The sequence below is a fragment of the Streptomyces sp. NPDC018263 genome (genome assembly GCF_055562575.1).
In genome coordinates this window covers 144,241-168,373 of record NZ_JBVHFA010000001.1, presented here as the reverse complement: position 1 = coordinate 168,373, position 24,133 = coordinate 144,241, and the positions used below count along the sequence as shown (strand labels likewise).

The window sequence follows — 24,133 nt, the reverse complement described above, 5'->3', positions numbered from 1 at the left end:
ACACGGTGCGCGCCGGGGGGAGGGTCAGTGCCATGCGCACCCGAATTCTCGTACTTGGAAAGCGCGTCGGCTGACCTGGGGCTCGACCGGACACCGTCCGGAAATCCCAGCACCCTCACCGACGCGCTCCCCTCGCTTGCCTAGCGGCACGAGGGGTTTTTTGTTGCACGAGTGACCCTCGTGCGGCCCCCCCCGCTCCGCACCCACACCGCCCGAACCTCGCAAACCCTCAAGCTCGAGAAGAGAATGACGATGACCGAGCAGGCCACCGGGGCCCACCATCCGCAGCCGCGGCCCCGATCCGGAGGACAGCACTCCGCCCCCGTCGAGCACGTCACGGGTGCGCAGTCCCTCATCCGCTCGCTCGAGGAGGTCGGGGTCGACACCGTATTCGGCATTCCCGGGGGCACGATCCTTCCCGCCTACGACCCGCTGATGGACTCCACCCGGGTGCGTCATGTGCTGGTCCGGCACGAGCAGGGCGCGGGGCACGCGGCCACGGGGTACGCGCAGGCCACCGGCAAGGTCGGTGTCTGCATGGCGACTTCGGGCCCCGGTGCCACCAACCTGGTCACCCCGATCGCCGACGCGAACATGGACTCGGTGCCGCTGGTCGCCATCACCGGCCAGGTCGTCTCCAAGGCGATCGGCACGGACGCCTTCCAGGAGGCGGACATCGTCGGCATCTCCATGCCGATCACCAAGCACAGCTTCCTGGTGACCAGGGCCGAGGACATCCCGAGGACGATCGCGGAGGCGTTCCACATCGCCTCCACCGGCCGCCCCGGCCCGGTCCTGGTCGACATCCCCAAGGACGTGCTCCAGACGCGGACGACCTTCTCCTGGCCGCCCCAGACCGACCTGCCCGGCTACCGCCCGGTGACCAAGCCGCACGCCAAGCAGATCCGCGAGGCCGCCAAGCTCATCACCAGCGCCCGCCGTCCCGTCCTCTACGTCGGCGGCGGCGTGCTCAAGGCCGGCGCCACCGCCGAGCTGAAGGTGCTCGCCGAGCTGACCGGCGCCCCCGTCACCACCACCCTGATGGCACTGGGCGCCTTCCCCGACAGCCACCCGCAGCACGTGGGCATGCCCGGCATGCACGGCTCGGTCACCGCCGTCACCGCGCTGCAGAAGGCCGACCTGATCGTCGCCCTCGGCGCCCGCTTCGACGACCGCGTCACCGGCAAGCTGGACAGCTTCGCGCCGTACGCCAAGATCGTGCACGCCGACATCGACCCGGCCGAGATCGGCAAGAACCGCGAGGCCGACGTGCCGATCGTGGGTGACGCCCGCGAGGTGCTCGCCGACCTGATCCAGGCCGTGCAGAAGGAGCACAGCGAGGGCCACCGGGGCGACCACACCGCCTGGTGGAGCGACCTGAACCGCTGGCGGGAGACCTACCCGCTCGGCTACGAGACCCCCGAGGACGGCTCGCTCTCCCCGCAGGCGGTCATCGAGCGCATCGGGCAGCTCGCCCCGGACGACACGATCTTCGCGGCGGGCGTCGGCCAGCACCAGATGTGGGCCGCCCACTTCATCCAGTACGAGAAGCCCGCGACCTGGCTCAACTCCGGCGGCGCCGGAACCATGGGGTACGCGGTCCCGGCCGCGATGGGCGCCAAGGCCGGACAGCCCGGCCGTACGGTCTGGGCGATCGACGGCGACGGCTGCTTCCAGATGACCAATCAGGAGCTGACCACCTGCGCCCTGAACAACATCCCGATCAAGGTCGCCATCATCAACAACGGCGCCCTCGGCATGGTCCGCCAGTGGCAGACGCTGTTCTACAACCAGCGCTACTCCAACACCGTGCTGCACTCCGGCCCCGACGGACCGACCGGCCCCAGCGCCGGCACCCGCGTCCCCGACTTCGTGAAGCTGGCCGAGGCGATGGGCTGCCACTCCATCCGCTGCGAGCGCCCCGAGGACCTGGACAAGGTCATCGAGGAGGCCAACGCGGTCAACGACCGTCCGGTGGTCGTCGACTTCATCGTCCACGAGGACGCCATGGTGTGGCCGATGGTCGCCGCCGGGACCTCCAACGACGAGGTCATGGCCGCGCGGGGCGTGCGCCCCGACTTCGGCGACAGCGACCTGGACTGACCGAGGACACGAGCGAGAGAGACCGAGAGAGACCACGACATGTCCAAGCACACGCTCTCCGTCCTGGTGGAGAACACACCGGGCATCCTCGCCCGCATCGCCGCCCTCTTCTCCCGGCGCGGCTTCAACATCGACTCGCTCGCGGTGGGCGTCACCGAGCACGCCGACATCTCCCGCATCACCATCGTGGTGAACGTCGAGGACCTGCCGCTGGAACAGGTGACCAAGCAGCTCAACAAGCTCGTCAACGTGCTGAAGATCGTCGAACTGGAACCCGGACAGGCCGTCCAGCGTGAACTCGTTCTGGTGAAGGTGCGCGCGGACAACGAGACCCGGTCGCAGATCGTGGAGATCGTCCAGTTGTTCCGCGCCAAGACCGTCGACGTCTCCCCGGAGGCCGTCACCATCGAGGCCACCGGCTCCGGCGACAAGCTGTCCGCGATGCTGAAGATGCTGGAGCCCTTCGGCATCAAGGAGCTGGTGCAGTCCGGCACCATCGCGATCGGACGCGGCTCCCGCTCCATCACCGACCGCTCCCTGCGCGCCCTCGACCGCACCGCGTGACCCCCGGCCCGGCCGCCTTCCGAGGGCGACCGGATGCCGAGACCCCGAAACCTTCCGTCCCCCCGCCGCAATACGGTGGGGCGCAGCACCCGCACCTCAAGGAGAGAACCAGTGGCCGAGCTGTTCTACGACGCCGACGCCGACCTGTCCATCATCCAGGGCCGCAAGGTCGCGGTCATCGGCTACGGCAGCCAGGGCCACGCCCACGCCCTGTCGCTGCGGGACTCGGGCGTCGACGTCCGCGTCGGTCTGCCCGAGACCTCCAAGTCCCGCGCCAAGGCCGAGGAGCAGGGCCTGCGCGTGGTCACCGCGGCCGAGGCCGCCGCCGAGGCCGACGTCATCATGATCCTGGTCCCGGACCCGCTCCAGGCCCAGGTCTACGAGGAGTCCATCGCCCCGAACCTGAAGGACGGCGACGCGCTGTTCTTCGGCCACGGCTTCAACATCCGGTTCGGCTTCATCAAGCCCCCGGCCGAGGTCGACGTCTGCATGGTCGCCCCCAAGGGCCCCGGCCACCTGGTCCGCCGCCAGTACGAGGAGGGGCGCGGCGTGCCCTGCATCGTCGCGGTCGAGCAGGACGCCTCCGGCAACGCCTTCCCGCTGGCCCTGTCGTACGCCAAGGCCATCGGCGGCACCCGTGCCGGTGTCATCAAGACCACCTTCACCGAGGAGACCGAGACGGACCTGTTCGGTGAGCAGGCCGTGCTCTGCGGCGGCACCGCCGCCCTGGTCAAGGCGGGCTTCGAAACGCTGACCGAGGCCGGCTACCAGCCGGAGATCGCCTACTTCGAGTGCCTGCACGAGCTGAAGCTGATCGTGGACCTCATGTACGAGGGCGGCCTGGAGAAGATGCGCTGGTCCATCTCCGAGACCGCCGAGTGGGGCGACTACGTCACGGGCCCGCGCATCGTCACCGACGCCACCAAGGCGGAGATGAAGAAGGTCCTCGCCGAGATCCAGGACGGCTCCTTCGCCAAGAACTGGATGGACGAGTACCACGGCGGCCTGAAGAAGTACGACGAGTACAAGAAGCAGGACTCCGAGCACCTGCTGGAGACCACGGGCAAGAAGCTGCGCAAGCTGATGTCCTGGGTCGACGAAGAGGCGTGAGCCTCATGGCGGCCGGCGGCGGCGCCCCCTGGCGGGGTGCCGCCCGCCCGGCCGCCGCGCCACTACACTGCTGCACAACAAACGCGTCAGGCCCACAGTGTCGTGCGTCTTCCACGCGGCTAGCACCCCTCCACCGCCAGCGGCCGTCGGGACGGCCGTCCGCATTGGACTTGTGAGGACTCACGTGAGCTCGTACCCCAGTCGAAAAGCCACGGTACTCATCGCTGAAGAGCTGTCGCCCGCCACCGTGGACGCACTCGGGCCGGACTTCGAGATCCGGCACTGCAACGGAGCCGACCGCGCAGAACTGCTCCCCGCCATCGCCGACGTGGACGCGATCCTCGTCCGCTCCGCCACCAAGGTCGACGCCGAGGCGATCGCCGCGGCCAAGAAGCTGAAGGTCGTCGCACGAGCCGGCGTCGGCCTGGACAACGTCGACGTCTCCGCCGCCACCAAGGCCGGCGTGATGGTCGTCAACGCCCCCACCTCCAACATCGTCACCGCCGCCGAGCTGGCCTGCGGTCTGCTCGTGGCCAGCGCGCGCAACATCCCGCAGGCCAACACCGCCCTGAAGAACGGCGAGTGGAAGCGCAGCAAGTACACCGGCGTCGAACTGGCCGAGAAGACCCTCGGCGTGGTCGGCCTCGGCCGTATCGGCGCCCTGGTCGCCCAGCGGATGTCCGCCTTCGGCATGAAGGTGGTCGCCTACGACCCCTACGTACAGCCCGCTCGGGCCGCGCAGATGGGCGTCAAGGTGCTGTCGCTGGACGAGCTGCTGGAGGTCTCCGACTTCATCACCGTCCACCTGCCCAAGACCCCCGAGACCCTCGGCCTGATCGGTGACGAGGCGCTGCGCAAGGTCAAGCCGACCGTGCGCATCGTCAACGCCGCGCGCGGCGGCATCGTCGACGAGGCCGCGCTGTACGCGGCGCTGAAGGAGGGCCGGGTCGCCGGCGCCGGGCTCGACGTGTACGCGAAGGAGCCGTGCACCGACTCCCCGCTGTTCGAGCTGGACGAGGTGGTCTGCACCCCGCACCTGGGCGCCTCCACCGACGAGGCCCAGGAGAAGGCCGGCGTCGCGGTGGCCCGCTCGGTGCGGCTCGCCCTCGCCGGTGAGCTGGTGCCGGACGCGGTCAACGTCCAGGGCGGTGTCATCGCCGAGGACGTGAAGCCGGGCCTGCCGCTGGCCGAGCGCCTCGGCCGCATCTTCACCGCGCTGGCGGGCGAGGTCGCGGTCCGCCTCGACGTCGAGGTGTACGGCGAGATCACCCAGCACGATGTGAAGGTGCTCGAACTCTCCGCGCTCAAGGGCGTGTTCGAGGACGTGGTGGACGAGACCGTCTCCTACGTCAACGCCCCGCTGTTCGCGCAGGAGCGCGGTGTCGAGGTCCGCCTCACCACCAGCTCCGAGTCGGCCGACCACCGCAACGTGGTCACCGTGCGCGGCACCCTCGCGGGCGGCGAGGAGGTGTCGGTCTCCGGCACGCTGGCCGGCCCCAAGCACGTCCAGAAGATCGTCGCGGTCGGTGAGTACGACGTGGACCTCGCGCTGGCCGAGCACATGGTCGTCCTGCGCTACGAGGACCGTCCCGGTGTCGTCGGCACCGTCGGCCGGGTCCTCGGTGAGGCGGGCATCAACATCGCCGGTATGCAGGTCGCCCGCGCGGCGGCCGGCGGCGAGGCGCTGGCCGTCCTGACCGTGGACGACACGGTCGCCCCGGCCACGCTGACCGAGCTGGCCGAGGAGATCGGGGCGACCTCCGCCCGGTCGGTCAACCTGGTCTGAGACACACCGGAGCGCCGGGCAGCCCCTTCGCGGGCGGCCCGGCGCTCCGGCGTTTGTCCCCCTGGAGCGCTTCCACTGGGCGTGGATGTCCCGGACGCGGACGTCCTCACCGCGGGCTGCGCCAGGTCGTCGAGGGCGTACGCAAGAGCTGAACGCTCAGCCCAGCCGGGCCCGTTTCAGGGCCATGTGGAGGAGGAGGCGGTCCTCGCCGTCGTCCAGGTCCAGGCCGGTGAGGCGTTCCACGCGGCCCAGGCGGTAGTAGAGCGTCTGGCGGTGGATGCCGAGTTCGGCCGCCGCCCGGCCGGCCTGGCCCGCGCAGTCGAGGTAGACCTCGGCGGTGCGGGCCAGCTCCTGGTGGGCGGGGGAGAGCAGCGGCGCCGCCACCGGGTCCTGCACCGACCTCGGCGGCAGCGCGGACAGCAGCCGGTACGGGCCGATGCCCCGCCACTCGGCCACCGGCGCGAACCTCGGCTCCGCGAGCGCGGCCCGCGCCGCCGCCGACGCCTCCAGCCACACCGTGCCCAGCTCGGCCAGCCCCGCGCGGGGTTCCCCGACGCCCACCCCGACGACGGCGCCCTCGGCCTCCTTGACCAGCCGCGCGGCCGTCACCAGCGCCGGGGCGGTCACCTCCGTACTGCGCAGCCGCACCAGCACCGCGAGGCTCTGTGCGCTCGCGCCCCACGGCACCGTGCACAGCGCGGTGGCGTGCGGGACGGTGCGCACCGAGGGCGCGTCGTCGGGGTCGGCGGAGAACCAGGGGGCGACGCAGACCACGGTGTGCGGGCCGTCCGCGCGCGGGCCCAGCGCGGTGCGCAGGTCGGTGACGGCCATGTCCCGCTGCCAGCCGTCGTCCGCCGTGAGCACCGCCCGCAGCTCCCGGCCGAGCCCGGCCCCTGCCCGCGCCTCGTCGGCCAGCAGCGCGCCGATCCGCCCGGTCACCCGCATGGCGGCGGTGAGCTGGGGGTCGCTCGGGCCGGGGTCGTCGTCCAGCAGCCACACATAGCCGAGCACCACACCCCGATGGCGTACCGGCAGGCAGATCCGGCCCCGGTACACGCCCGCCTCCGGGGTGGGCGGGATGCGGACCGGTTCCGTCGCGCGGGTGATGCCGAAGCCCTCGAACCACGCCCGCACCGCCGAGGTCGAGCGCCGGGTCAGGATCGAGCGGGCCCGCACCGGGTCCAGCGCGGTGGGGTCCAGCTCGCCCTCGCTGTCGTACGCGCCGAAGGCGATCAGCTCGAAGTCCCGGTTCTCCAGGGTCGCCGGGGCGCCCAGCAGCTCCGAGATCTCGTCCACCAGCTCCTGGTAGTCATCTCTGTAATCGGCCGCCACCCGGGCATTCTGCCGCATATCCGAGCCCGCTTCATACATCTGTCTGAGAACCGGTGATCGGATGCGTGACGTCTGTCGATGGCCCACCATCGAAGAGATCCCTAGGTTTCACGGTGGTTCTCCGTGCCGTCCCCGAATCGTCGGGTCCCGGCCGTTTCGGTGTTTTTGTTGTGGAGGTGCCCCGTGCTGGGTCCCGTGATTCTCGCCGCCTCGCGCAGCGACCGGATGCGTCGTCTGATCTCGGCCGCCCCGGTGACCAAGCAGGTCGTCGACCGGTTCATCCCCGGCGAGACCGTGGACGACATCGTCCCGATCATCGCGGAGCTGACCGCCAAGGGCCTCCAGCTCACCATGGACGTCGTCGGCGAGGACATCACCACCCCCGAGCAGGCCGCCGCCGCCCGCGACGCCTACCTCGCGCTGGTCGACCACCTCAAGGACCTCGACCTGGGCGAGCGGGTCGAGATGTCCGTCAAGCTCTCCATGTTCGGCCAGGCGCTGGAGGGCGGCCACGAGCTGGCCCTCGCCAACGTCCGCCCGGTCGTCGAGGCCGCCGCCGCCATCGGCACCACGGTCACCCTGGACGCCGAGGACCACACCACCCTCGACTCGATGTTCGCCATCCACGAGGAGCTGCGGAAGGACTTCCCCGCCACCGGCTGCGTCATCCAGGCGTACCTGTTCCGCACCGAGGCCGACGCCCGCCGCCTGGCCGCCGCCGGCAGCCGGGTCCGCCTGGTCAAGGGCGCCTACAAGGAGCCCGCCGAGGTCGCGTACCAGCAGAAGCACGAGATCGACAAGGCGTACGTGCGCGTGCTGAAGACGCTGATGGAGGGCGACGGGTACCCGATGATCGGGTCCCACGACCCCCGCCTCATCTCCATCGCCCAGGAACTCGCGCACCGCGCGGGCCGTAAGCTCGACGAGTACGAGTTCCAGATGCTCTACGGCATCCGGGGCGACGAGCACCTGCGGCTGGCCGCCGAGGGGCACCGCATGCGTGTCTACACCGCCTACGGCACCGACTGGTACGGCTATTTCATGCGCCGTCTCGCCGAGAAGCCGGCGAACCTCCAGTTCTTCGTACGCAGCATGATCACCAAGGGCTGAGCCCGAACACCCGCTCAACGTAAAGGAGTTACGGTTCTCATGGACGCTGTGACCCAGGTCCCCACCCCCGTCAACGAGCCGGTGCACGGCTACGCCCCCGGCAGCCCCGAGCGCGCCCGTCTCGAGGCCAAGCTGAAGGAGCTGGCCGAGAACCCGGTCGACCTGCCGATGACCATCGGCGGCGAGAAGCGGATGGGCGGCGGCGAGACCTTCCAGGTGGTCCAGCCGCACAACCACAAGGCCGTCCTCGGCACCCTGCGCAACGCCACCCGCGAGGACGCCCAGGACGCGATCGACGCCGCCCTGGCCGCCGCCCCGGCCTGGCGCGCGATGTCCTTCGACGACCGTGCCGCGATCATCCTGCGCGCCGCCGAGCTGCTGGCCGGCCCGTGGCGCGAGACCATCGCCGCCTCCACCATGCTGGGCCAGTCCAAGACCGCCCAGCAGGCCGAGATCGACAGCCCCTGCGAGCTGGTCGACTTCTGGCGCTTCAACGTGCACTACGCCCGCCAGATCCTGGCCGAGCAGCCCCCGGCCAACTCCCCGGGCGTGTGGAACCGCATGGACCACCGCCCGCTGGAGGGCTTCGTCTACGCGATCACGCCGTTCAACTTCTCGGCCATCGCCGCCAACCTGCCCACCGCGCCCGCCCTCATGGGCAACGTGGTGGTCTGGAAGCCGTCCCCGACGCAGACCCACGCCGCCGTGCTGCTGATGAAGCTGCTGGAGGAGGCCGGGCTGCCCAAGGGCGTCATCAACCTGGTCACCGGCGACGGCATCGCCGTCTCCGAGGTCGCCCTGGCCCACCGCGACCTCGCGGGCATCCACTTCACCGGCTCGACCAAGACCTTCCAGTACCTGTGGAAGACGGTCGGCAACAACATCGAGAAGTACCGCGCCTACCCGCGCCTGGTCGGCGAGACCGGCGGCAAGGACTTCGTGGTCGCGCACCCCTCCGCCGACCGCGCCGTGCTGAAGACCGCGCTGACCCGCGGTGCCTTCGAGTACCAGGGCCAGAAGTGCTCGGCCACCTCCCGCGCCTACATCCCGGCCTCCATCTGGAACTCCGGTTTCAAGGAGGAGTTCGCGGCCGAGATCGACGGCATCACCATGGGTGACGTCACCGACCTGTCGAACTTCATCGGCGCGGTCATCGACGAGCGCTCCTTCGCCAAGAACAAGGCCGCCATCGACCGCGCCGCCGAGGACCCGACCTGCACGATCGTGGCGGGCGGCTCCTACGACGACTCGGTGGGCTACTTCGTCCGCCCGACCGTCATCGAGTGCACCGACCCCGACAACGAGGTCTTCCGCACCGAGTACTTCGGCCCGATCCTCGCCGTGCACGTCTACGAGGACGACAAGTACGACGAGATGCTGACCCAGATGGAGTCGGTCTCGGACTACGCCCTCACCGGCTCGGTCATCGCCAACGACCGCGCGGCGGCGGCGTACACGATGGACAAGCTCCGCTACGCGGCGGGCAACTTCTACATCAACGACAAGTCGACCGGCGCCGTCGTCGGCCAGCAGCCCTTCGGCGGCGGCCGCGCCTCCGGCACCGACGACAAGGCCGGCGCCCCGCAGAACCTGATGCGCTGGACGCTGACCCGCGCCATCAAGGAGACGCTGGTCCCGCCGACCGAGTACGGCTACCCGCACATGGGCTGACCGCCCTCATGATCCGGCCCGGCGAGCCCGCCCTGAACGGGCTCGCCGGGCCGTCGTGCTGTCCGGCCCCGCTGCTAGCGTGCGGCCATGGACGACAACTTCTCCGCCTCCTGGTCGGCCCTGCGGACGGCGGTGGCGGACCTCGCCGCCGACGACTTCGGCCGGCCCTCCGGCTGCGCGGGCTGGCTCGTCCGCGACATGGTGTGCCACCTCGTCATCGACGCCCAGGACGTACTGATCACCCTCGCCACCCCGGCCGGCACCGCACCGACCCGCGACGCGGCGACGTACTGGACCGTCACCCACACCCCGCCGACCGGTGAGGACCCGCTGGACGCCCTGACCGTCCGGCTGGCGGCCGCCTACGAGGACCCGGCCCTGCTGCGATTCCACCTGGACGACGTGGGCTCGGCCGCCGGACGGGCAGCCCTCCTCGCGGACCCCGATGCCCGGGTCGGCACCCAGGACCAGGTCCTCACCGTCGCCGACTACCTCTCCGCGTACGTCCTGGAGTGGACCCTCCACCACCTGGACCTGATCGCCCACCTGCCGGACGCCCCGCCCCCGCCCCCGGAGCCCCTGGCCGAGGCCCGCGCCCTGCTGGAGCGGATCACCGGCGAGCCGTTCCCCGCCGCGCTGTCCGACACGGACGCCCTTCTCCTCGGCACCGGCCGCCGCGCCCCCACCCCCGCGGAGCGGATCGCCCTCGGCTCCCTGGCCGCACGCCTGCCGTTCGTCATCGGCTGAGGCCCCCCGCAGCGCAGGGCGGAAAAGCGCAGGTGGGGAGAGGTGCCGTCTCAGATAGTAGGAAGTCCGAGTAATCATGCAGACAGGGGCGGCCCGGTCCCTTAGCTTGGGATGAGCCGAACGAATCGCTCCATCCAGCGAATGGCGGTCGTGAGCCGCGCCCCGCGCAGGCAATCCCTGTGGCGTGCGCTCTCCGCCCCTTCCGGCGTCTCACAGCTCACCGCTGCCGTGCAACCACTCTGTCGAAGGAGTCGATTTCCCATGGCCGAGACGACCGTCCGCCGCCGCGTGCGCCACACCTCCCGCTCGAACGACACCGACCGCGCCCAGGCCGCCGCCGCCCTCCAGCGCGCCCTCGACCGCCGGGACAACGGCGGCGAGACCGGCCACTGAGCCGGGCCGCGCCCGACGGGCCGTCCGCCGCCGCGCTGTCCGCATCGCGGACGGTCCGTGTCATCCCGTGGGACGCGGAGTAGGGTGCCTCACATGTCCCGCAGCATCGATCTCGCAGTGATCCCCGGCGACGGCATCGGCCAGGAGGTCGTGACCGAGGGTCTCAAGGTCCTCTCCGCCGTCCTGCCCCAGGACGTCAAGCTGGAGACCAAGGAGTACGACTTCGGCGCCCGGCGCTACCACGCCACCGGTGAGACCCTCACCGACGCCGACCTCGACGCCCTGAAGGCCCACGACGCCATACTGCTCGGCGCCATCGGCGACCCGTCGGTGCCGTCCGGCGTGCTGGAGCGCGGCTTCCTGCTGAAGCTCCGGTTCGCCTTCGACCACCACGTCAACCTGCGCCCCTCCAAGCTGCTCCCCGGCGTCGCCACCCCGCTCGCCGGCCAGCCGGAGATCGACTTCGTGGTGGTCCGCGAGGGCACCGAGGGCCCCTACACGGGCAACGGCGGCACCATCCGCACCGGCACCGAGCACGAGGTCGCCACCGAGGTCTCGGTGAACACCGCCTACGGTGTCGAGCGTGTCGTCCGGGACGCCTTCGCCCGCGCCCAGGCCCGCCCGCGCAAGAAGCTCACCCTGGTCCACAAGAACAACGTGCTCACCTTCGCCGGGCACCTGTGGACCAACATCTTCAACAAGGTGGCCGAGGAGTACCCCGAGGTCACTACCGAGTACATCCACGTCGACGCGGCCACCATCTACCTGGTGACCGATCCCGGACGCTTCGACGTGATCGTCACCGACAACCTCTTCGGCGACATCATCACCGACCTCGCCGCGGCGGTCTCCGGCGGCATCGGTGTGGCCGCGTCGGGCAACATCAACCCGGCCCGCACGTACCCGTCCATGTTCGAGCCGGTGCACGGCTCCGCCCCGGACATCGCCGGACAGGGCAAGGCCGACCCCACCGCCACGGTCCTCTCCGTAGCCCTGCTGCTGCGCCACCTCGGCTACGACACCGAGGCCGACCGCGTCGACGCGGCCGTGGCCGCCGACCTCACCGAGCGCGTGGATCTGCCGCCGCGCACCACAGCCGAGATCGGCGACGCGCTCGTAGGCCGGGTAACCGGCTGACCCGTAAGGCCCCCTGAAAGGGCCGCCGGGTCGCATCAGGCGCCCGGCGGCCCTTTGCCGTGCCCGTGCCGGGTGCCACCATCGAGCCCAGGGTCGTATTCACCCCGATTCCTTCCGGCGCCCCCGCCGCGCGATAATCGAACGCGGAGCCGCGACATGAGGGAATGCCCGGACGGCGTGAGCGCGGCCCGCCACCACCGGTGCCGCGCCCTGCCGGGGGTGACCCCAGGCGCCGGCCGCCCCGCCGGAGCCGCCCGTCCCACGCCAGGAAGAGAAGGACTGCCGCCCATGACGACGCCCACGATCGAGCTCAAGCCCTCCGCCCATCCGCTCGCCGCCGCGGAGCGCGAGGCGATCCTGACCAGCCCCGGCTTCGGCCGCCGCTTCACCGACCACATGGTGACGATCAAGTGGACCGAGGGCCGCGGCTGGCACGACGGCCAGCTCGTCCCGTACGCGCCGATCCCGCTCGACCCGGCCACCAACGTCCTGCACTACGCGCAGGAGATCTTCGAGGGCCTGAAGGCGTACCGCCAGCCCGACGGCACGGTCGCCACCTTCCGGCCCGAGCAGAACGCCCTGCGCTTCCAGCGCTCCGCGCACCGCCTGGGCATGCCCGAGCTGCCGGTGGAGACCTTCATCGAGGCGTGCGACGCGCTGATCGCCCAGGACATCGAGTGGGTGCCCGCACACGGCGGCGAGGACTCCCTCTACCTGCGCCCCTTCATGATCGGCACCGAGGTCGGCCTGGGCGTGAAGCCGTCCAACGAGTACCTCTTCATCGTCATCGCCTCCCCGGCCGGCGCCTACTTCCAGGGCGGCGTGAAGCCGGTGTCGATCTGGGTCTCCGAGGACCGCGTCCGCGCCGTCCCCGGCGGCATGGGCGACGCCAAGACCGGCGGCAACTACGCCGCCTCCCTGCTCGCCCAGGCCGAGGCCGCCGCCAAGGGCTGCGACCAGGTCTGCTACCTCGACGCGGTCGAGCACCAGTGGGTCGAGGAACTGGGCGGCATGAACCTGTTCTTCGTCTACGGAGACAAGATCGTCACCCCCACCCTGACCGGCTCCATCCTGGAGGGCGTCACCCGTGACTCCCTGCTGGCCGTCGCCCGCGACCTCGGCTACCAGGCCGAGGAGGGCCGCGTCTCGGTCGACCAGTGGCAGCGCGACACCGAGAACGGCACCCTCACCGAGGTCTTCGCCTGCGGCACCGCCGCCGTGATCACCCCGGTCGGCACGGTCAAGCGGGCCGGCGCCGAGTGGAAGCAGAGCGGTGGCGAGCCCGGCGAGGTCACCCTGCGCCTCCGCCAGGCCCTGCTCGACATCCAGCGCGGCACGACCGAGGACCAGCACGGCTGGATGCACCGCATCGGCTAGTCACCCCGGCCGGTGACTCTTCCGTGGGACCGCCCTGGAGGCTCCGGGGCGGTCCCTTTCGGACAGTGCGGCCCGCATGGTGAGACACCCCGTGGGACGGCGGGTGTTCTGTGCCAGACTTCCCCCGTGCTCTCGCTCACCATGATTATGGGCAGCAGGCGCGCCGGTCCGCAGTGACCACCTCGCACGACCACATGCGGGTGGCACCGTCGTCCTCGACCCGCGCGCAGACCTCTCGCACCCGCGAGGGGTTTTTTCGTTTTCCGGCCCAACCACAGCCGGTGGCGGAGCGCGAGGGACCATGGGGGGAACGGTGGAGCCGGTCATTTCCGGTAAGACCGACATCACAACAGGAGCCTTCAGACCATGACCGCAACCAGCGAGCTCGACGATTCCTTCCACGTCTTCGACACCACGCTGCGCGACGGAGCACAGCGCGAGGGCATCAACCTCACCGTCGCGGACAAGCTGGCCATCGCACGGCACCTGGACGACTTCGGCGTGGGCTTCATCGAGGGCGGCTGGCCCGGCGCCAACCCGCGCGACACCGAGTTCTTCGCCCGCGCCCGCGAGGAGCTGCGTCTGAAGCACGCGGTGCTCGTCGCCTTCGGCGCCACCCGCCGCCCCGGCGCCAAAGCCGCCGACGACCCGCAGGTCAGAGCGCTGCTGGAGTCCGGCGCCCCCGTCGTCACACTGGTCGCCAAGGCCCACGACCGGCATGTGGAGCTGGCGCTGCGCACCACGCTCGACGAGAACCTGGAGATGATCCGGGACACCGTCGCCCATCTGCGCGCCGAGGGGCGCCGGGTCTTCGTCGACTGCGAGCACTTCTTCGACGGCTACCGCGCCAACCCCGCCTATGCCAAGGCGGTCGTGAGCACCGCCGCCGAGGCCGGGGCCGACGTGGTCGTCCTGTGCGACACCAACGGCGGCATGCTCCCGGCGCAGATCAGCGCCGTCGTCGGCACCGTCCTCGCCGACACCGGCGCCCGGCTCGGCATCCATGCCCAGGACGACACCGGCTGCGCCGTCGCCAACACCCTCGCCGCCGTCGACGCGGGCGCCACCCACGTCCAGTGCACGGCCAACGGCTACGGCGAGCGCGTCGGCAACGCCAACCTCTTCCCCGTGGTCGCCGCGCTGGAGCTGAAGTACGGCAGGAAGGTCCTCCCCGACGGACACCTGCGCGAGACCACCCGGATCTCGCACGCCATCGCGGAGGTCGTCAACCTCACCCCCTCCACCCACCAGCCCTACGTCGGTGTCTCCGCCTTCGCCCACAAGGCCGGCCTGCACGCCTCCGCGATCAAGGTCGACCCGGACCTCTACCAGCACATCGACCCCGAACGGGTCGGCAACACCATGCGGATGCTCGTCTCCGACATGGCCGGACGCGCCTCGATCGAGCTGAAGGGCCGGGAACTCGGCGTCGACCTCGGCGGCGACCGCGCCCTGGTCGGCCGGGTCGTCGAGCGGGTCAAGGAACGTGAGCTGAAGGGCTACACCTACGAGGCCGCCGACGCCTCCTTCGAGCTGCTGCTGCGTGCCGAGGCCCAGGGGGCGCCGCTGAAGTACTTCGAGGTGGAGTCGTGGCGGGCCATCGTGGAGGACCGCCCCGACGGCACGCACGCCAACGAGGCCACGGTGAAGCTGTGGGCCAAGGGCGAGCGGATCGTCGCCACCGCCGAGGGCAACGGCCCGGTCAACGCCCTCGACCAGGCGCTGAGGGTGGCGCTGGAGAAGATCTACCCGCAGCTCGCCAAGCTGGAGCTGGTGGACTACAAGGTCCGCATCCTGGAGGGCGCCTCCGGCACCCGGTCCATCACCCGCGTGCTGATCTCCACCAGCGACGGCGCGGGGGAGTGGTCCACGGTCGGCGTGGGGGAGAACGTGATCGCCGCGTCCTGGCAGGCGCTGGAGGACGCCTGCACCTACGGGCTGCTGCGCGCGGGCGTCGAACCGGCCGAGTAGCGGGCGCCGGCGGCGGTCAGGGGGCGCGCCAGACGTTGTCGAACGCGTCCTCCTCGATCCGCCGCCGCTGCCGCACCGCCTCCAGCTCGGTCAGCGCGTCGCCGAGGGCGGCGAGGACGACCGCCACCCGGTCGTCCACCCGTTCGTCCTCGGCACTCGCGGCCGCGGCCTCGTGCTCCGGTTCCTCGATGCCGAGGGCGGCGGCGAGGCTCACCAGGAGCGGTTCGTGCCGGGCCCAGCGGTCGGCCGCGTGCCGCCGGGCGTCGGAGTCGATCCGCTCCACCGACCGGTCGGCGCGCCGGAACAACTGCCGCAGGCCGGAGCCCGCCGGGTCGGTGTGCTCCAGCTCGTCGCGGTAGGCGGCGGAGAGCCCGTCCCCGCGCCGCCACAGCCAGTCCTCGGCGCTCTCGTACGGCTCGGTGCGGATCAGCGCGGCGGCCGCCTTGTCCAGCATCGGGTCGCCGGTGAGCTGACCGGAGACGGGGACGACCACCTCGTCCCGCAGGGTGACCACCGCGGCGGCGAGCAGGTCGAGCAGCTCCGCCGCGGCCAGCGCCAGCGACAGATCCCCCTGTTCCACGGGCCGGTCGGCGGGTACGTCCAGCGCGACGAACAGCAGATCCTGCGGTGTGGTCATCTCGAAGCTCCCCGGTCACGGTCGGTACGGCGCGGGTACCACCATCACCCGCGCCGGAAACCCGGGCCGGACTACCTCAGCGTCCACTTCTGGTTGGCCGCCCCGGTGCAGGACCATATTTGGGCCCGCGCCCCGTTGGCCGAGGAGTTGTCCGTGACGTCGAGGCACTTGTCCGCGGCGGTGTTCACCACGTCCCCGGTGGCCGCGTTGTACGACCAGCGCTGGGCGCCGGTGCCGTTGCAGTCGTAGAGCTGGACCTTGGCGCCGTTCGCGGTCGACGCGGAGACCACGTCCAGGCACTTGCCGAGCGCCCGGACCGAGCCGTCCGCGGCCACCGTCCACTGCTGGGCGGTGCTGCCGTTGCAGTCGTAGAGCTGCACCGCCGTGCCGTTGGCGCTCGAACCGCCCGCCACGTCCAGGCACTTGCCCGCGAGCCCGGTGAGGGCACCGGTGCGCGAGCTGTCGCCGGACTGCCCGCCGGACCAGGTGAAGGTGGCCGAGGTACGGGCAGGCAGCGTGTAAGTGGCGTGCTGCGCACCCCAGTTGATGGTGACCTGCTTGGCCGAGCCGGCCCCGTTGTACGCGATCAGCGCCTTGCTGCCGTCCGGGTTGCGCCAGGCGACGTTGGGCACGGCCGAGGACGCGGTGGAGGCGATGCGCTGGGCGCCGGGGCGGACGAACTTGGTGAGGTGGCCCATGTCGTAGTACTCGACGGTGTAGTCCACGCTCCCGCTGCGGCTGTCGCCGTTGTGCACGGTGACCAGGCCGGTGCAGGTGCCGCAGCCGCCGTTGTGCGGGCCCATGTTCTGGTCCACCGCGAGGGACCACTTGGTCACCGACTTCGCCCAGTTGCGGGTGTAGTTGATGATGTCGGACAGGTCCTCGCGCTGCTGGTCGGCGATCCAGGTGCCCCCGGAGTGCTCGGTGGCGAAGGCGTCCAGCGCGGGGTACTGGTTGTGCACCGCCGTCTGCTTGGTGACGTCGCCGCCGTAGCCGTGCCAGGCGATGCCGCCGAAGTTGGGGTGGCTGCGCACGGCCGCGTCGTCCACGGTCTGGGCGGCGTAGGCGTCGTAGGTGTCCCAATTCCAGTCGTGCGCCAGGACCTTGGTGGAGAGCCCGGCCTGCTGGAGCTTGGGCAGCAGCTCGCTCTTGGTGAAGTAGGCGAGCCCGCTCGCGTTCCAGCTCATCGACGGGTAGCCCGAGCAGCACGTCGGCTCGTTCTGCGCGGTGACGTACGAGACGGGCACGCCCTGGTCCCGGTAGCCCTGGAGGTACTTCACGAAGTACGAGGCGTAGGCGCCGTAGTTCTCCGCCTTCAGCCAGCCGCCGTTGAGGGAGCCGCTGTCCTTCATCCACGCCGGGGCCGTCCACGGGGACGCCATCACCGTGAGATCCGGGTTCAGTTGGCGGGCCTGCTTGGTGAGCGGGAGGACGTCGGCGAGGTCGTGGGCGAGGGAGAACCTGGCCAGCGAGGGGTCGCTCTGCCCGGCCGGCACGTCGTCGTAGGTGTAGCCGGAGCGGGCCAGGTCGGAGGCGCCCATCGGGTTGCGCAGGAAGGACAGGCCGATGCCGTCGGTGGGTGAGAACAGCTTGCGCATCGTGGCGTCGCGCGTGGCCTGGGAGAGGGCGCCGCTGCTGTTCATCAGCCAGGCGGCGGTGTCGGTGAAGGAGGCTCCGCCGCCGGTGAAGGTCTGGTAGCGGGTGTTCTCGTCCACCGTGATGTTCTCGCCGCCGCCTCCGGCACCGGCCGAGAAGGCGAACGGCGTCTGCGGCTCCAGGCCGCGTACGACATGCCGTCCGGCGGAGTCGTCGGTGGTGGTCAGCCAGGCCGTGACCGGCTCGCCGGCCGCGTGTGCGGCCGGGGTGGCGAGCGTGGTGAAGCCGGCCGTCGTCAGCAGCGCGGCCAGCAGCAGCCGGGCCGGACGCAGGGGTCGTCTCATGGGGCGCCGCCCTTCGAGGTGGGGGATGGGGGCGTGCGAGCCGTGAGTAAATGACGGCTCCGGGGCCGCGTCAAGGGGTCGCGCATTCAGAAGGCGAACGCACAACCCGCAGAGATCTTGGTTCAGTTGACGGTGCGTCATGTCCCGTGCGAAGGGTTGACGGGGATCAGGTGACCCCAGTTCACTCAAGCCGTGAGCTAAGTCATGAGTGAACGCTATGTCCTGAGTGAACGCTATGTCCTGAGGGAACCAAGAGCCGAGGGAAGGTCCATGCGCAGAACCGCCCTGCTCGTCTCCACCGCTCTGCTGACCGCACTGCTCCCGCTGGCCGGAGGCATCGCCAGCGCCTCCGGCGCCGACGGCCCCGACCCGGCCCCGGTGCCGGTCGACCGCTTCGAGGGCGAGGTGCCCTTCGCCGCCCAGCCCGCCGAGGGCATCTTCAGGTGGGGCGGCGACAGCGACGACCCGCCCACCCTGGCGCTGACCGCCCGCGCCGACGCCCCCGAGGGCGCCAAGGTGCTGACCGGAAGCTACGACATCAGCGGCTACGGCGGCTTCACCCACGACTACGCCGCCACCGCCCCCGCCCACGACTGGTCCGCCCACCGGGGGGTGCGGCTGTGGTGGGAGGGGCAGAACAGCGGCAAGAAGATCACGTTCGAGATCAAGGACGGCGGCGCGCACGGCGAGGCGTCCGAGCTGTGGACGACCTCCTTCACCGACGACTTCACCGGGTGGAAGCGGATCGAGCTTCCGTTCTCCGCGTTCACCTATCGCACGGACTACCAGCCCGTCGGCGGCATCGACCACGTCCTCGGCCTCACCCAGATGTGGGGCTACGCGGTCACCCTGCCCACCGGCGTCAAGGGCCGCTTCGCCATGGACGGCGTCGAGCTGTACGGCGCCGCCGACCCGGCGCTGCGCGCCTCCGTCACCACCGACGCGGCCGTCCGCCCGGTCAAGGAGGGCGGCACGGCGAGCGTCCGCGTCACCCTGGCCACCACCGACGCAGCTCCCGTCACCTCCCCGGTGACCGTCGCGTACGCCACCGGCGAGGGCACCGCCCGCCCCGGCAAGGACTACACGCCCGCCCACGGCACCCTCACCTTCCCGGCCGGCACCCCCTCCGGGACCTCCCGGACGGTGAAGGTGACCACGTGGAAGGACCGCACCGCCGAGTCCGCCGAGACCATCCCGCTCGGCCTCACCGTCACCGGCGCCAAGGCCCCCGCCGAGAACCCGAAGATCGTCATCGACGCCCACGGACTGCCGTACCTGGACGCCAAGTTGCCGGTGCGCAAGCGCGTCGCCGACCTGCTGGGCCGGATGTCGCTCGCGGAGAAGGCCGGGCAGATGACCCAGGCCGAGCGCGGCGCCGTCGCCGACCAGAACGACATCGCCGCCTACGGCCTGGGCTCACTGCTCTCCGGCGGCGGCTCCACGCCCACCCCGAACACCCCGGCCGCGTGGGCGAAGATGATCGACGGCTTCCAGCTCCGCGCCCAGGCCACCCGCTTCCAGATCCCGCTGATCTACGGCGTCGACGCGGTCCACGGCCACAACAACCTCACCGGCGCCACCGTCCTGCCGCACAACATCGGCATCGGCGCCACCCGCGACCCCGAACTCGCCCGGCGCACCGGGGCGGTGACCGCGTCCGAGGTCCGCGCCACCGGCATCCCCTGGGACTTCGCGCCCTGCCTCTGTGTCAGCCGCGACGAACGCTGGGGCCGCTCCTACGAGTCCTTCGGTGAGGACCCGGCGCTGGTGAAGTCGATGGCGACCGTGATCCAGGGCCTCCAGGGCCGCGCCGACGGCCGCGACCTCGCCCGCCCCGACAAGGTGCTGGCCACCGCCAAGCACTTCGTCGCCGACGGCGGCACCGCCTACGGCTCCTCCACCACCGGCACCTACACCGTGGACCAGGGCGTCTCCACCCTCACCCGGCAGCAGTTGGAGGCCGTGCACCTCGCGCCGTACCAGGACGCGGTGGACCGGGGCGTGGGCACCGTGATGCCCTCGTACTCCTCGCTCGACGTGATCGGCGACGGACGCGGCCCGGTCAAGATGCACGCCCGCGCCGACCTGCTCAACGGCGTGCTCAAGGGCCGTATGGGCTTCGACGGCTTCGTCATCAGCGACTGGAACGCCATCGACCAGCTCCCCGGCGACTACGCGACCCAGGTCCGCACCTCGGTCGACGCGGGCGTCGACATGATGATGGTCCCCTACACCTACAAGGAGTTCAGCGCGGCCCTGACCGCCGAGGTGAAGGCGGGCCGGGTCACCGAGCGGCGGATCGACGACGCGGTGTCCCGCGTCCTCACCCAGAAGTTCCGCCTCGGCCTCTTCGAGCACCCCTACGCCGACACCTCCGGCGCCGCCGCCATCGGCTCCCCGGCGCACCGGGCCGTCGCCCGCGAGGCCGTCGCCAAGTCCCAGGTGCTGCTGAAGAACGACGGCGGCCTGCTGCCACTGCGCAAGAGCCAGAAGGTCTACGTCGCCGGGTCCAACGCCGACGACATCGGCAACCAGTCCGGCGGCTGGACCATCACCTGGCAGGGTTCCTCCGGCGACATCACCAGGGGCACCACCATCCTGGCCGGCATCCGCGAGGCGGGGGGTGAGGTCACCTACTCCAAGGACGCCTCCGCGCCGACGGCCGGGAGCGACGTGGGCGTGGTCGTCGTGGGGGAGACCCCCTACGCCGAGGGCGTCGGAGACGTGGGCAACGGCCATGAGCTGACCCTGTCCGCCGCCGACCGGGCCACCGTGGACAAGGTGTGCGGCGCCATGAAGTGCGTGGTGCTCACCGTCTCCGGCCGCCCGCTGCTGGTCGGGGACCGGCTCGGGAAGATCGACGCCCTGGTGGCGTCCTGGCTGCCGGGCACCGAGGGCGGCGGTGTGGCCGACGTGCTCTACGGCAAGCGGCCCTTCACCGGGCAGCTCCCTGTCACCTGGCCGCGCAGCGAGGCCCAGTTGCCGATCAACGTGGGCGACCGCACGTACGACCCGCAGTACCCCTACGGGTGGGGTCTGACCACACGGGTCGCGTCCAAGAGCAGTGCGCTGGCCACCCTCGGCAAGGCGGCCGCGACCGCCGAGCGCAAGCACGACGACCGCCGGGGGCGCGAGCTGGTGAACCAGGCCCGGCTGATCGTCCAGCACAAGGTGGGCCAGCGGATCACGGCGGCCGTTTCGAAGCCCTTCGCCGAGGCCGACCACGCGCTGCTGACCGGACGGTACGGACAGGCACTGCTCAAGCTGCTCCAGGCGTACCGGGCGGCCCACTGACCAGCATCGGAAGCCCGTACACCTGACCGAATGGGGGAGGCTTCGGGTAGCGTCGGAAGTATGAAGGCCGTGCTCCCGACCCGCGCCCGAAGCCTGCCCGCACTCATACTCGCGGCGCTGGCGATGGCCCTGGTGCCGCTGTTCGTGTTCGCACCCGGCGCCAGTGCCGCCACCAGCGCCTCCACCATCGGCCAGGCCCTGCGCGAGAGCCCGGTCTACGTCGACCCGGCTGCCTCCGGGCAGCTCTCCCGCGCCGACGCCGACGCCCTCGCCAAGAAGATCAAGGACGCCGGCAAGCCGGTGTTCCTGGTCGTCCTCCCCGCCGACCATCCGACCCAGAGCCTCCTGCGCGACGTCCGTTCGGCCACCGGCATCACCGGCCTGTACGGCATCCGCGTCGGCGACCGCTTCGCCGCCGGCGCCGACCCCTCGGTCATCTCCGCCACCGCCCGCCAGAACCTGGTCTCCAGCGTGCGGGGCGAGAGCGCCAAGGCCCAGCTCACCGACTTCACCGACCGCGCGCTGGACACCGTGCGCGGCCATGCCCCCTCCACCTGGGGCTCCTCCTCCGACGACGGCGGCGGTGTCTCCACCACCGCGCTGATCGTCGCCGGGGCCGTCGTGGTGGCCGGGGGCGCCGGGGTCTACACCCTCACCCGCCGCAACCGGCGCCGCCGCGAGGCGGAGCAGCAGGCCGCGCTGGAGCGGCTGCGGGTCGTCGTGGACGAGGACATCACCGCCTTCGGCGAGGAACTCGACCGCCTCGACTTCCAGCCCGGCGAGCCCGGCGCCGACGACGCCATGCGCACCGACTACGAGAACGCGCTCAACGCCTACGACGACGCCAAGCGCCGCATGGGCGAGGCGCGAAAGCCGGAGGACGTGCGCGGGGTCACCGAGGCGCTGGAGAACGGCCGTTACTCCCTCGCCGTGCTCGCCGCCCGCCGCGAGAAGCGCCCGCTGCCCGACCGGCGCCCGCCCTGCTTCTTCGACCCCCGGCACGGCCCCTCCGTCACCGACGCCGCCTGGACCCCGGCGGGCGGCAGCACCCGTGAGGTGCCGGTGTGCGCGGCCGACGCCACCCGGCTCGCCGACGGCCGCGAACCGGCCGCGCGCGAGGTGGAGACCGAGTACGGCCGCCGCCCCTACTGGGACGCGGGTCCCGCCTACGGCCCCTGGGCGGGCGGCTACTTCGGCGGCGGCCTGTTGCCCGGCCTGCTCGCCGGCACCCTGCTCGGCGGCATGATGGCCACCCCGTCCTACGCGGCCGACTTCGGCGGCGGATACGGCGACTTCGGGAACCAGGGCGGCTTCGAGGGCGGCGACATGTCCGGCACCGACTTCGACCCCAGCGGCTTCAGTGACGGCTTCGGCGGCGGGGACTTCGGCGGGGGCGGCGACTTCGGGGGCGGCGGGGACTTCGGCGGCGGAGGCTTCTGAGTTCTCTGGGTCTTCTGGGTTCTCTGGGTCTTCTGGGTCTTCTGGGGGTCCGCGCCCCGTACACGCGTGAGCGCCCCGTCCCCCTCCGGTGAGGGGGAGCGGGGCGCTCTCGCGTGGTGCGGCCGGACCGCCGTGGGCTCACGCGTTCTTGATGGCCGACACGTCGAAGTTGAGCTTGATCTTGTCGGAGATCAGCACGCCGCCGGTCTCCAGGGCCGCGTTCCAGGTCAGGCCCCACTCCGAGCGCAGCAGCTCGGCCTTGCCCTCGAAGCCGACGCGCTGGTTGCCGAACGGGTCGGTGGCGGCGCCGTTGAACTCCAGGTCGATGGTGATCGGGCGGGTCACACCGAGGATGGAGAGGTCACCGGTGATGCGGTAGTCGTCGCCGCCGAGGGACTCCGCGCCCGTGGAGCGGAAGGTCATCGTCGGGAACTCGTCCGTCTTGAAGAAGTCGGCGGACTTCAGGTGGGTGTCGCGGTCGGCGTTGCCGGTGTCGATGCTGTCCATCACCACGTCCAGCGTCGCGGTGGACTTGGCCGGGTCGTCGCCGTCCAGGTGCAGCGCGCCGGTGAACTCGGTGAAGCTGCCCTTGACGTTGGTGACCATGGCGTGGCGCGCGGTGAAGCCGATCGAGGTGTGCGCGGGGTCGATGGTGTAGTCACCGGTCAGCGCGGCGAGGCCGGTGCCCGCGGCGGTGGCGGTGGTCTCGGGGGTGCTGTCCTTGCGGCCGAAGATGCCCATGATGTGCTCCTTGGGAGAGTCTGTTTAACGTTCAACGAACCCGACGAGTGCCACCGTAGACCCATTCAGTTCGGTTTTCAACATCATTCGGTGCGTGTTTCCCGCCTCGCTCAGAGTTATCGCGTACGCCCTCTGGCGGACGCGCGTAGAACTCGGGCACCATCTGTCTGCACCACCTGCACAGCCGCCCCACAGCAAGCACGGCCAACCGCAGGAAGGGTCACTTCATGAAGGTCCGCTCCGTCCTGACCGCGCTCGCCCTCGTCGTCGCCCCTGGCGTCGCCGTGGTCGGCACCGCATCCGACGCCTTCGCCGTCACCAAGATCAGCCACGCGACCGCAACCCAGATGTTCCGCGACGTCGGCATCACCTGGTCGTCCTCCGGTGGCTGCTCCGACCGCAACAACTCCACCTGTACGTCGTTCGAGCAGCTCAACCTGGCCACCGCCCAGGGCGCGCAGACCCTCAAGCGCGCCACCGGGTGTGCCCTGAACATCACCGGCGGCACCGAGACCGGCCACGCCTCGGGCACGTACTCGCACTGGAACGGCTACAAGCTCGACTACAGCAAGAACACCTGCGTGACCTCGTACATCAAGAACACCTTCAGCTACATCGGGCTGCGCGGGGACGGCGCGCCGCAGTACAAGTCCGGGTCGGGCAACATCTACGCCGACGAGGGCAACCACTGGGACGTCCTGTACTACAACTGCGGCGGCTGCTGAGCCGACGCGCGCCGGACGGCGGAAGGTAGGGTTGCCGAGCCCCCTTCCGCCGTTC

Annotated in this window: 18 protein-coding genes; 14 read left to right on the top strand and 4 right to left on the bottom strand. The window is 71.1% G+C overall.

Going from position 1 to position 24,133, the window contains the following annotated elements:
• The first annotated feature begins 252 nt into the window (after positions 1 to 252).
• From ACZ3HQ_RS00780 to serA, 4 genes are all read left to right on the top strand, one after another.
• Positions 253 to 2,103: an acetolactate synthase large subunit gene (locus ACZ3HQ_RS00780; protein ID WP_467506817.1), complete on the top strand. Its 1,851-nt coding sequence runs from the start codon at positions 253 to 255 to the stop codon at positions 2,101 to 2,103.
• A gap of 39 nt (positions 2,104 to 2,142) precedes the next feature.
• Positions 2,143 to 2,667: an acetolactate synthase small subunit gene (gene ilvN, locus ACZ3HQ_RS00775; RefSeq protein WP_161189469.1), complete on the top strand. Its 525-nt coding sequence runs from the start codon at positions 2,143 to 2,145 to the stop codon at positions 2,665 to 2,667.
• Positions 2,668 to 2,778: 111 nt separating this feature from the next.
• Complete coding sequence (gene ilvC, locus ACZ3HQ_RS00770) at positions 2,779 to 3,777, top strand: ketol-acid reductoisomerase (RefSeq protein ID WP_364816297.1); 999 nt, start codon at positions 2,779 to 2,781, stop codon at positions 3,775 to 3,777.
• Between the two features lie 184 nt (positions 3,778 to 3,961).
• On the top strand, positions 3,962 to 5,563 hold the full coding sequence (gene serA / locus ACZ3HQ_RS00765) for a phosphoglycerate dehydrogenase (RefSeq protein WP_467506815.1): 1,602 nt from the start codon (positions 3,962 to 3,964) through the stop codon (positions 5,561 to 5,563).
• A gap of 156 nt (positions 5,564 to 5,719) precedes the next feature.
• On the opposite strand, the gene ACZ3HQ_RS00760 is transcribed toward serA, so the two are convergent.
• Complete coding sequence (locus ACZ3HQ_RS00760; RefSeq protein ID WP_467506813.1) at positions 5,720 to 6,934, bottom strand: PucR family transcriptional regulator; 1,215 nt, start codon at positions 6,932 to 6,934, stop codon at positions 5,720 to 5,722.
• Positions 6,935 to 7,078: 144 nt separating this feature from the next.
• Here ACZ3HQ_RS00760 and ACZ3HQ_RS00755 point away from each other — a divergent pair, with 144 nt between their 5' ends.
• From ACZ3HQ_RS00755 to cimA, 7 genes are all read left to right on the top strand, one after another.
• Entirely contained in the window at positions 7,079 to 8,005 is a 927-nt protein-coding gene (locus tag ACZ3HQ_RS00755; protein WP_467506811.1) for a proline dehydrogenase family protein, read from the top strand.
• Positions 8,006 to 8,044: 39 nt separating this feature from the next.
• A complete protein-coding gene (pruA, locus tag ACZ3HQ_RS00750) occupies positions 8,045 to 9,676 on the top strand; it encodes an L-glutamate gamma-semialdehyde dehydrogenase (protein WP_467506810.1) in 1,632 nt (543 codons plus the stop codon).
• A gap of 87 nt (positions 9,677 to 9,763) precedes the next feature.
• Complete coding sequence (locus ACZ3HQ_RS00745; protein ID WP_467506808.1) at positions 9,764 to 10,423, top strand: maleylpyruvate isomerase N-terminal domain-containing protein; 660 nt, start codon at positions 9,764 to 9,766, stop codon at positions 10,421 to 10,423.
• Positions 10,424 to 10,684: 261 nt separating this feature from the next.
• Complete coding sequence (locus tag ACZ3HQ_RS00740) at positions 10,685 to 10,816, top strand: hypothetical protein (RefSeq protein WP_275409778.1); 132 nt, start codon at positions 10,685 to 10,687, stop codon at positions 10,814 to 10,816.
• Between the two features lie 93 nt (positions 10,817 to 10,909).
• A complete protein-coding gene (locus tag ACZ3HQ_RS00735; RefSeq protein WP_467506805.1) occupies positions 10,910 to 11,953 on the top strand; it encodes a 3-isopropylmalate dehydrogenase in 1,044 nt (347 codons plus the stop codon).
• A gap of 288 nt (positions 11,954 to 12,241) precedes the next feature.
• Complete coding sequence (locus ACZ3HQ_RS00730; protein WP_467506803.1) at positions 12,242 to 13,330, top strand: branched-chain amino acid aminotransferase; 1,089 nt, start codon at positions 12,242 to 12,244, stop codon at positions 13,328 to 13,330.
• A gap of 366 nt (positions 13,331 to 13,696) precedes the next feature.
• A complete protein-coding gene (gene cimA / locus ACZ3HQ_RS00725) occupies positions 13,697 to 15,301 on the top strand; it encodes a citramalate synthase (RefSeq protein WP_467506801.1) in 1,605 nt (534 codons plus the stop codon).
• 16 nt (positions 15,302 to 15,317) lie between these two features.
• On the opposite strand, the gene ACZ3HQ_RS00720 is transcribed toward cimA, so the two are convergent.
• Both ACZ3HQ_RS00720 and ACZ3HQ_RS00715 read right to left on the bottom strand, forming a co-directional pair.
• The gene (locus ACZ3HQ_RS00720) at positions 15,318 to 15,938 is read right to left on the bottom strand and encodes a GPP34 family phosphoprotein (protein ID WP_467506800.1); all 621 of its coding nucleotides are present in this window, start codon (positions 15,936 to 15,938) and stop codon (positions 15,318 to 15,320) included.
• A 71-nt stretch (positions 15,939 to 16,009) separates the two neighbouring features.
• Positions 16,010 to 17,878: a ricin-type beta-trefoil lectin domain protein gene (locus tag ACZ3HQ_RS00715; protein ID WP_467506798.1), complete on the bottom strand. Its 1,869-nt coding sequence runs from the start codon at positions 17,876 to 17,878 to the stop codon at positions 16,010 to 16,012.
• Between the two features lie 270 nt (positions 17,879 to 18,148).
• Between ACZ3HQ_RS00715 and ACZ3HQ_RS00710 the strand changes: the two genes are divergently transcribed.
• Together ACZ3HQ_RS00710 and ACZ3HQ_RS00705 are read left to right on the top strand one after the other, a co-directional pair.
• The gene (locus ACZ3HQ_RS00710; protein ID WP_467506796.1) at positions 18,149 to 21,172 is read left to right on the top strand and encodes a glycoside hydrolase family 3 protein; all 3,024 of its coding nucleotides are present in this window, start codon (positions 18,149 to 18,151) and stop codon (positions 21,170 to 21,172) included.
• Between the two features lie 60 nt (positions 21,173 to 21,232).
• Positions 21,233 to 22,612: a hypothetical protein gene (locus ACZ3HQ_RS00705; RefSeq protein WP_467506795.1), complete on the top strand. Its 1,380-nt coding sequence runs from the start codon at positions 21,233 to 21,235 to the stop codon at positions 22,610 to 22,612.
• A gap of 138 nt (positions 22,613 to 22,750) precedes the next feature.
• On the opposite strand, the gene ACZ3HQ_RS00700 is transcribed toward ACZ3HQ_RS00705, so the two are convergent.
• Positions 22,751 to 23,353, bottom strand: coding sequence for a YceI family protein (locus tag ACZ3HQ_RS00700; RefSeq protein ID WP_467506793.1), 603 nt, complete (start codon positions 23,351 to 23,353; stop codon positions 22,751 to 22,753).
• 227 nt (positions 23,354 to 23,580) lie between these two features.
• Between ACZ3HQ_RS00700 and ACZ3HQ_RS00695 the strand changes: the two genes are divergently transcribed.
• Positions 23,581 to 24,078 (top strand): hypothetical protein, encoded by a 498-nt coding sequence (locus tag ACZ3HQ_RS00695; protein ID WP_467506792.1) that lies wholly within the window; start codon positions 23,581 to 23,583, stop codon positions 24,076 to 24,078.
• Positions 24,079 to 24,133: the final 55 nt, after the last annotated feature.

Coding starts and splice junctions, on each gene's coding strand:
- ACZ3HQ_RS00780 (WP_467506817.1), top strand. CDS start 253: ATGACCGAGCAGGCCACCGGGGCCCACCATCCGCAGCCGCGGCCCCGA.
- ilvN (WP_161189469.1), top strand. CDS start 2,143: ATGTCCAAGCACACGCTCTCCGTCCTGGTGGAGAACACACCGGGCATC.
- ACZ3HQ_RS00760 (WP_467506813.1), bottom strand. CDS start 6,934: ATGTATGAAGCGGGCTCGGATATGCGGCAGAATGCCCGGGTGGCGGCC.
- pruA (WP_467506810.1), top strand. CDS start 8,045: ATGGACGCTGTGACCCAGGTCCCCACCCCCGTCAACGAGCCGGTGCAC.
- ACZ3HQ_RS00745 (WP_467506808.1), top strand. CDS start 9,764: ATGGACGACAACTTCTCCGCCTCCTGGTCGGCCCTGCGGACGGCGGTG.
- ACZ3HQ_RS00740 (WP_275409778.1), top strand. CDS start 10,685: ATGGCCGAGACGACCGTCCGCCGCCGCGTGCGCCACACCTCCCGCTCG.
- ACZ3HQ_RS00735 (WP_467506805.1), top strand. CDS start 10,910: ATGTCCCGCAGCATCGATCTCGCAGTGATCCCCGGCGACGGCATCGGC.
- ACZ3HQ_RS00730 (WP_467506803.1), top strand. CDS start 12,242: ATGACGACGCCCACGATCGAGCTCAAGCCCTCCGCCCATCCGCTCGCC.
- cimA (WP_467506801.1), top strand. CDS start 13,697: ATGACCGCAACCAGCGAGCTCGACGATTCCTTCCACGTCTTCGACACC.
- ACZ3HQ_RS00720 (WP_467506800.1), bottom strand. CDS start 15,938: ATGACCACACCGCAGGATCTGCTGTTCGTCGCGCTGGACGTACCCGCC.
- ACZ3HQ_RS00715 (WP_467506798.1), bottom strand. CDS start 17,878: ATGAGACGACCCCTGCGTCCGGCCCGGCTGCTGCTGGCCGCGCTGCTG.
- ACZ3HQ_RS00710 (WP_467506796.1), top strand. CDS start 18,149: ATGCGCAGAACCGCCCTGCTCGTCTCCACCGCTCTGCTGACCGCACTG.
- ACZ3HQ_RS00705 (WP_467506795.1), top strand. CDS start 21,233: ATGAAGGCCGTGCTCCCGACCCGCGCCCGAAGCCTGCCCGCACTCATA.
- ACZ3HQ_RS00700 (WP_467506793.1), bottom strand. CDS start 23,353: ATGGGCATCTTCGGCCGCAAGGACAGCACCCCCGAGACCACCGCCACC.
- ACZ3HQ_RS00695 (WP_467506792.1), top strand. CDS start 23,581: ATGAAGGTCCGCTCCGTCCTGACCGCGCTCGCCCTCGTCGTCGCCCCT.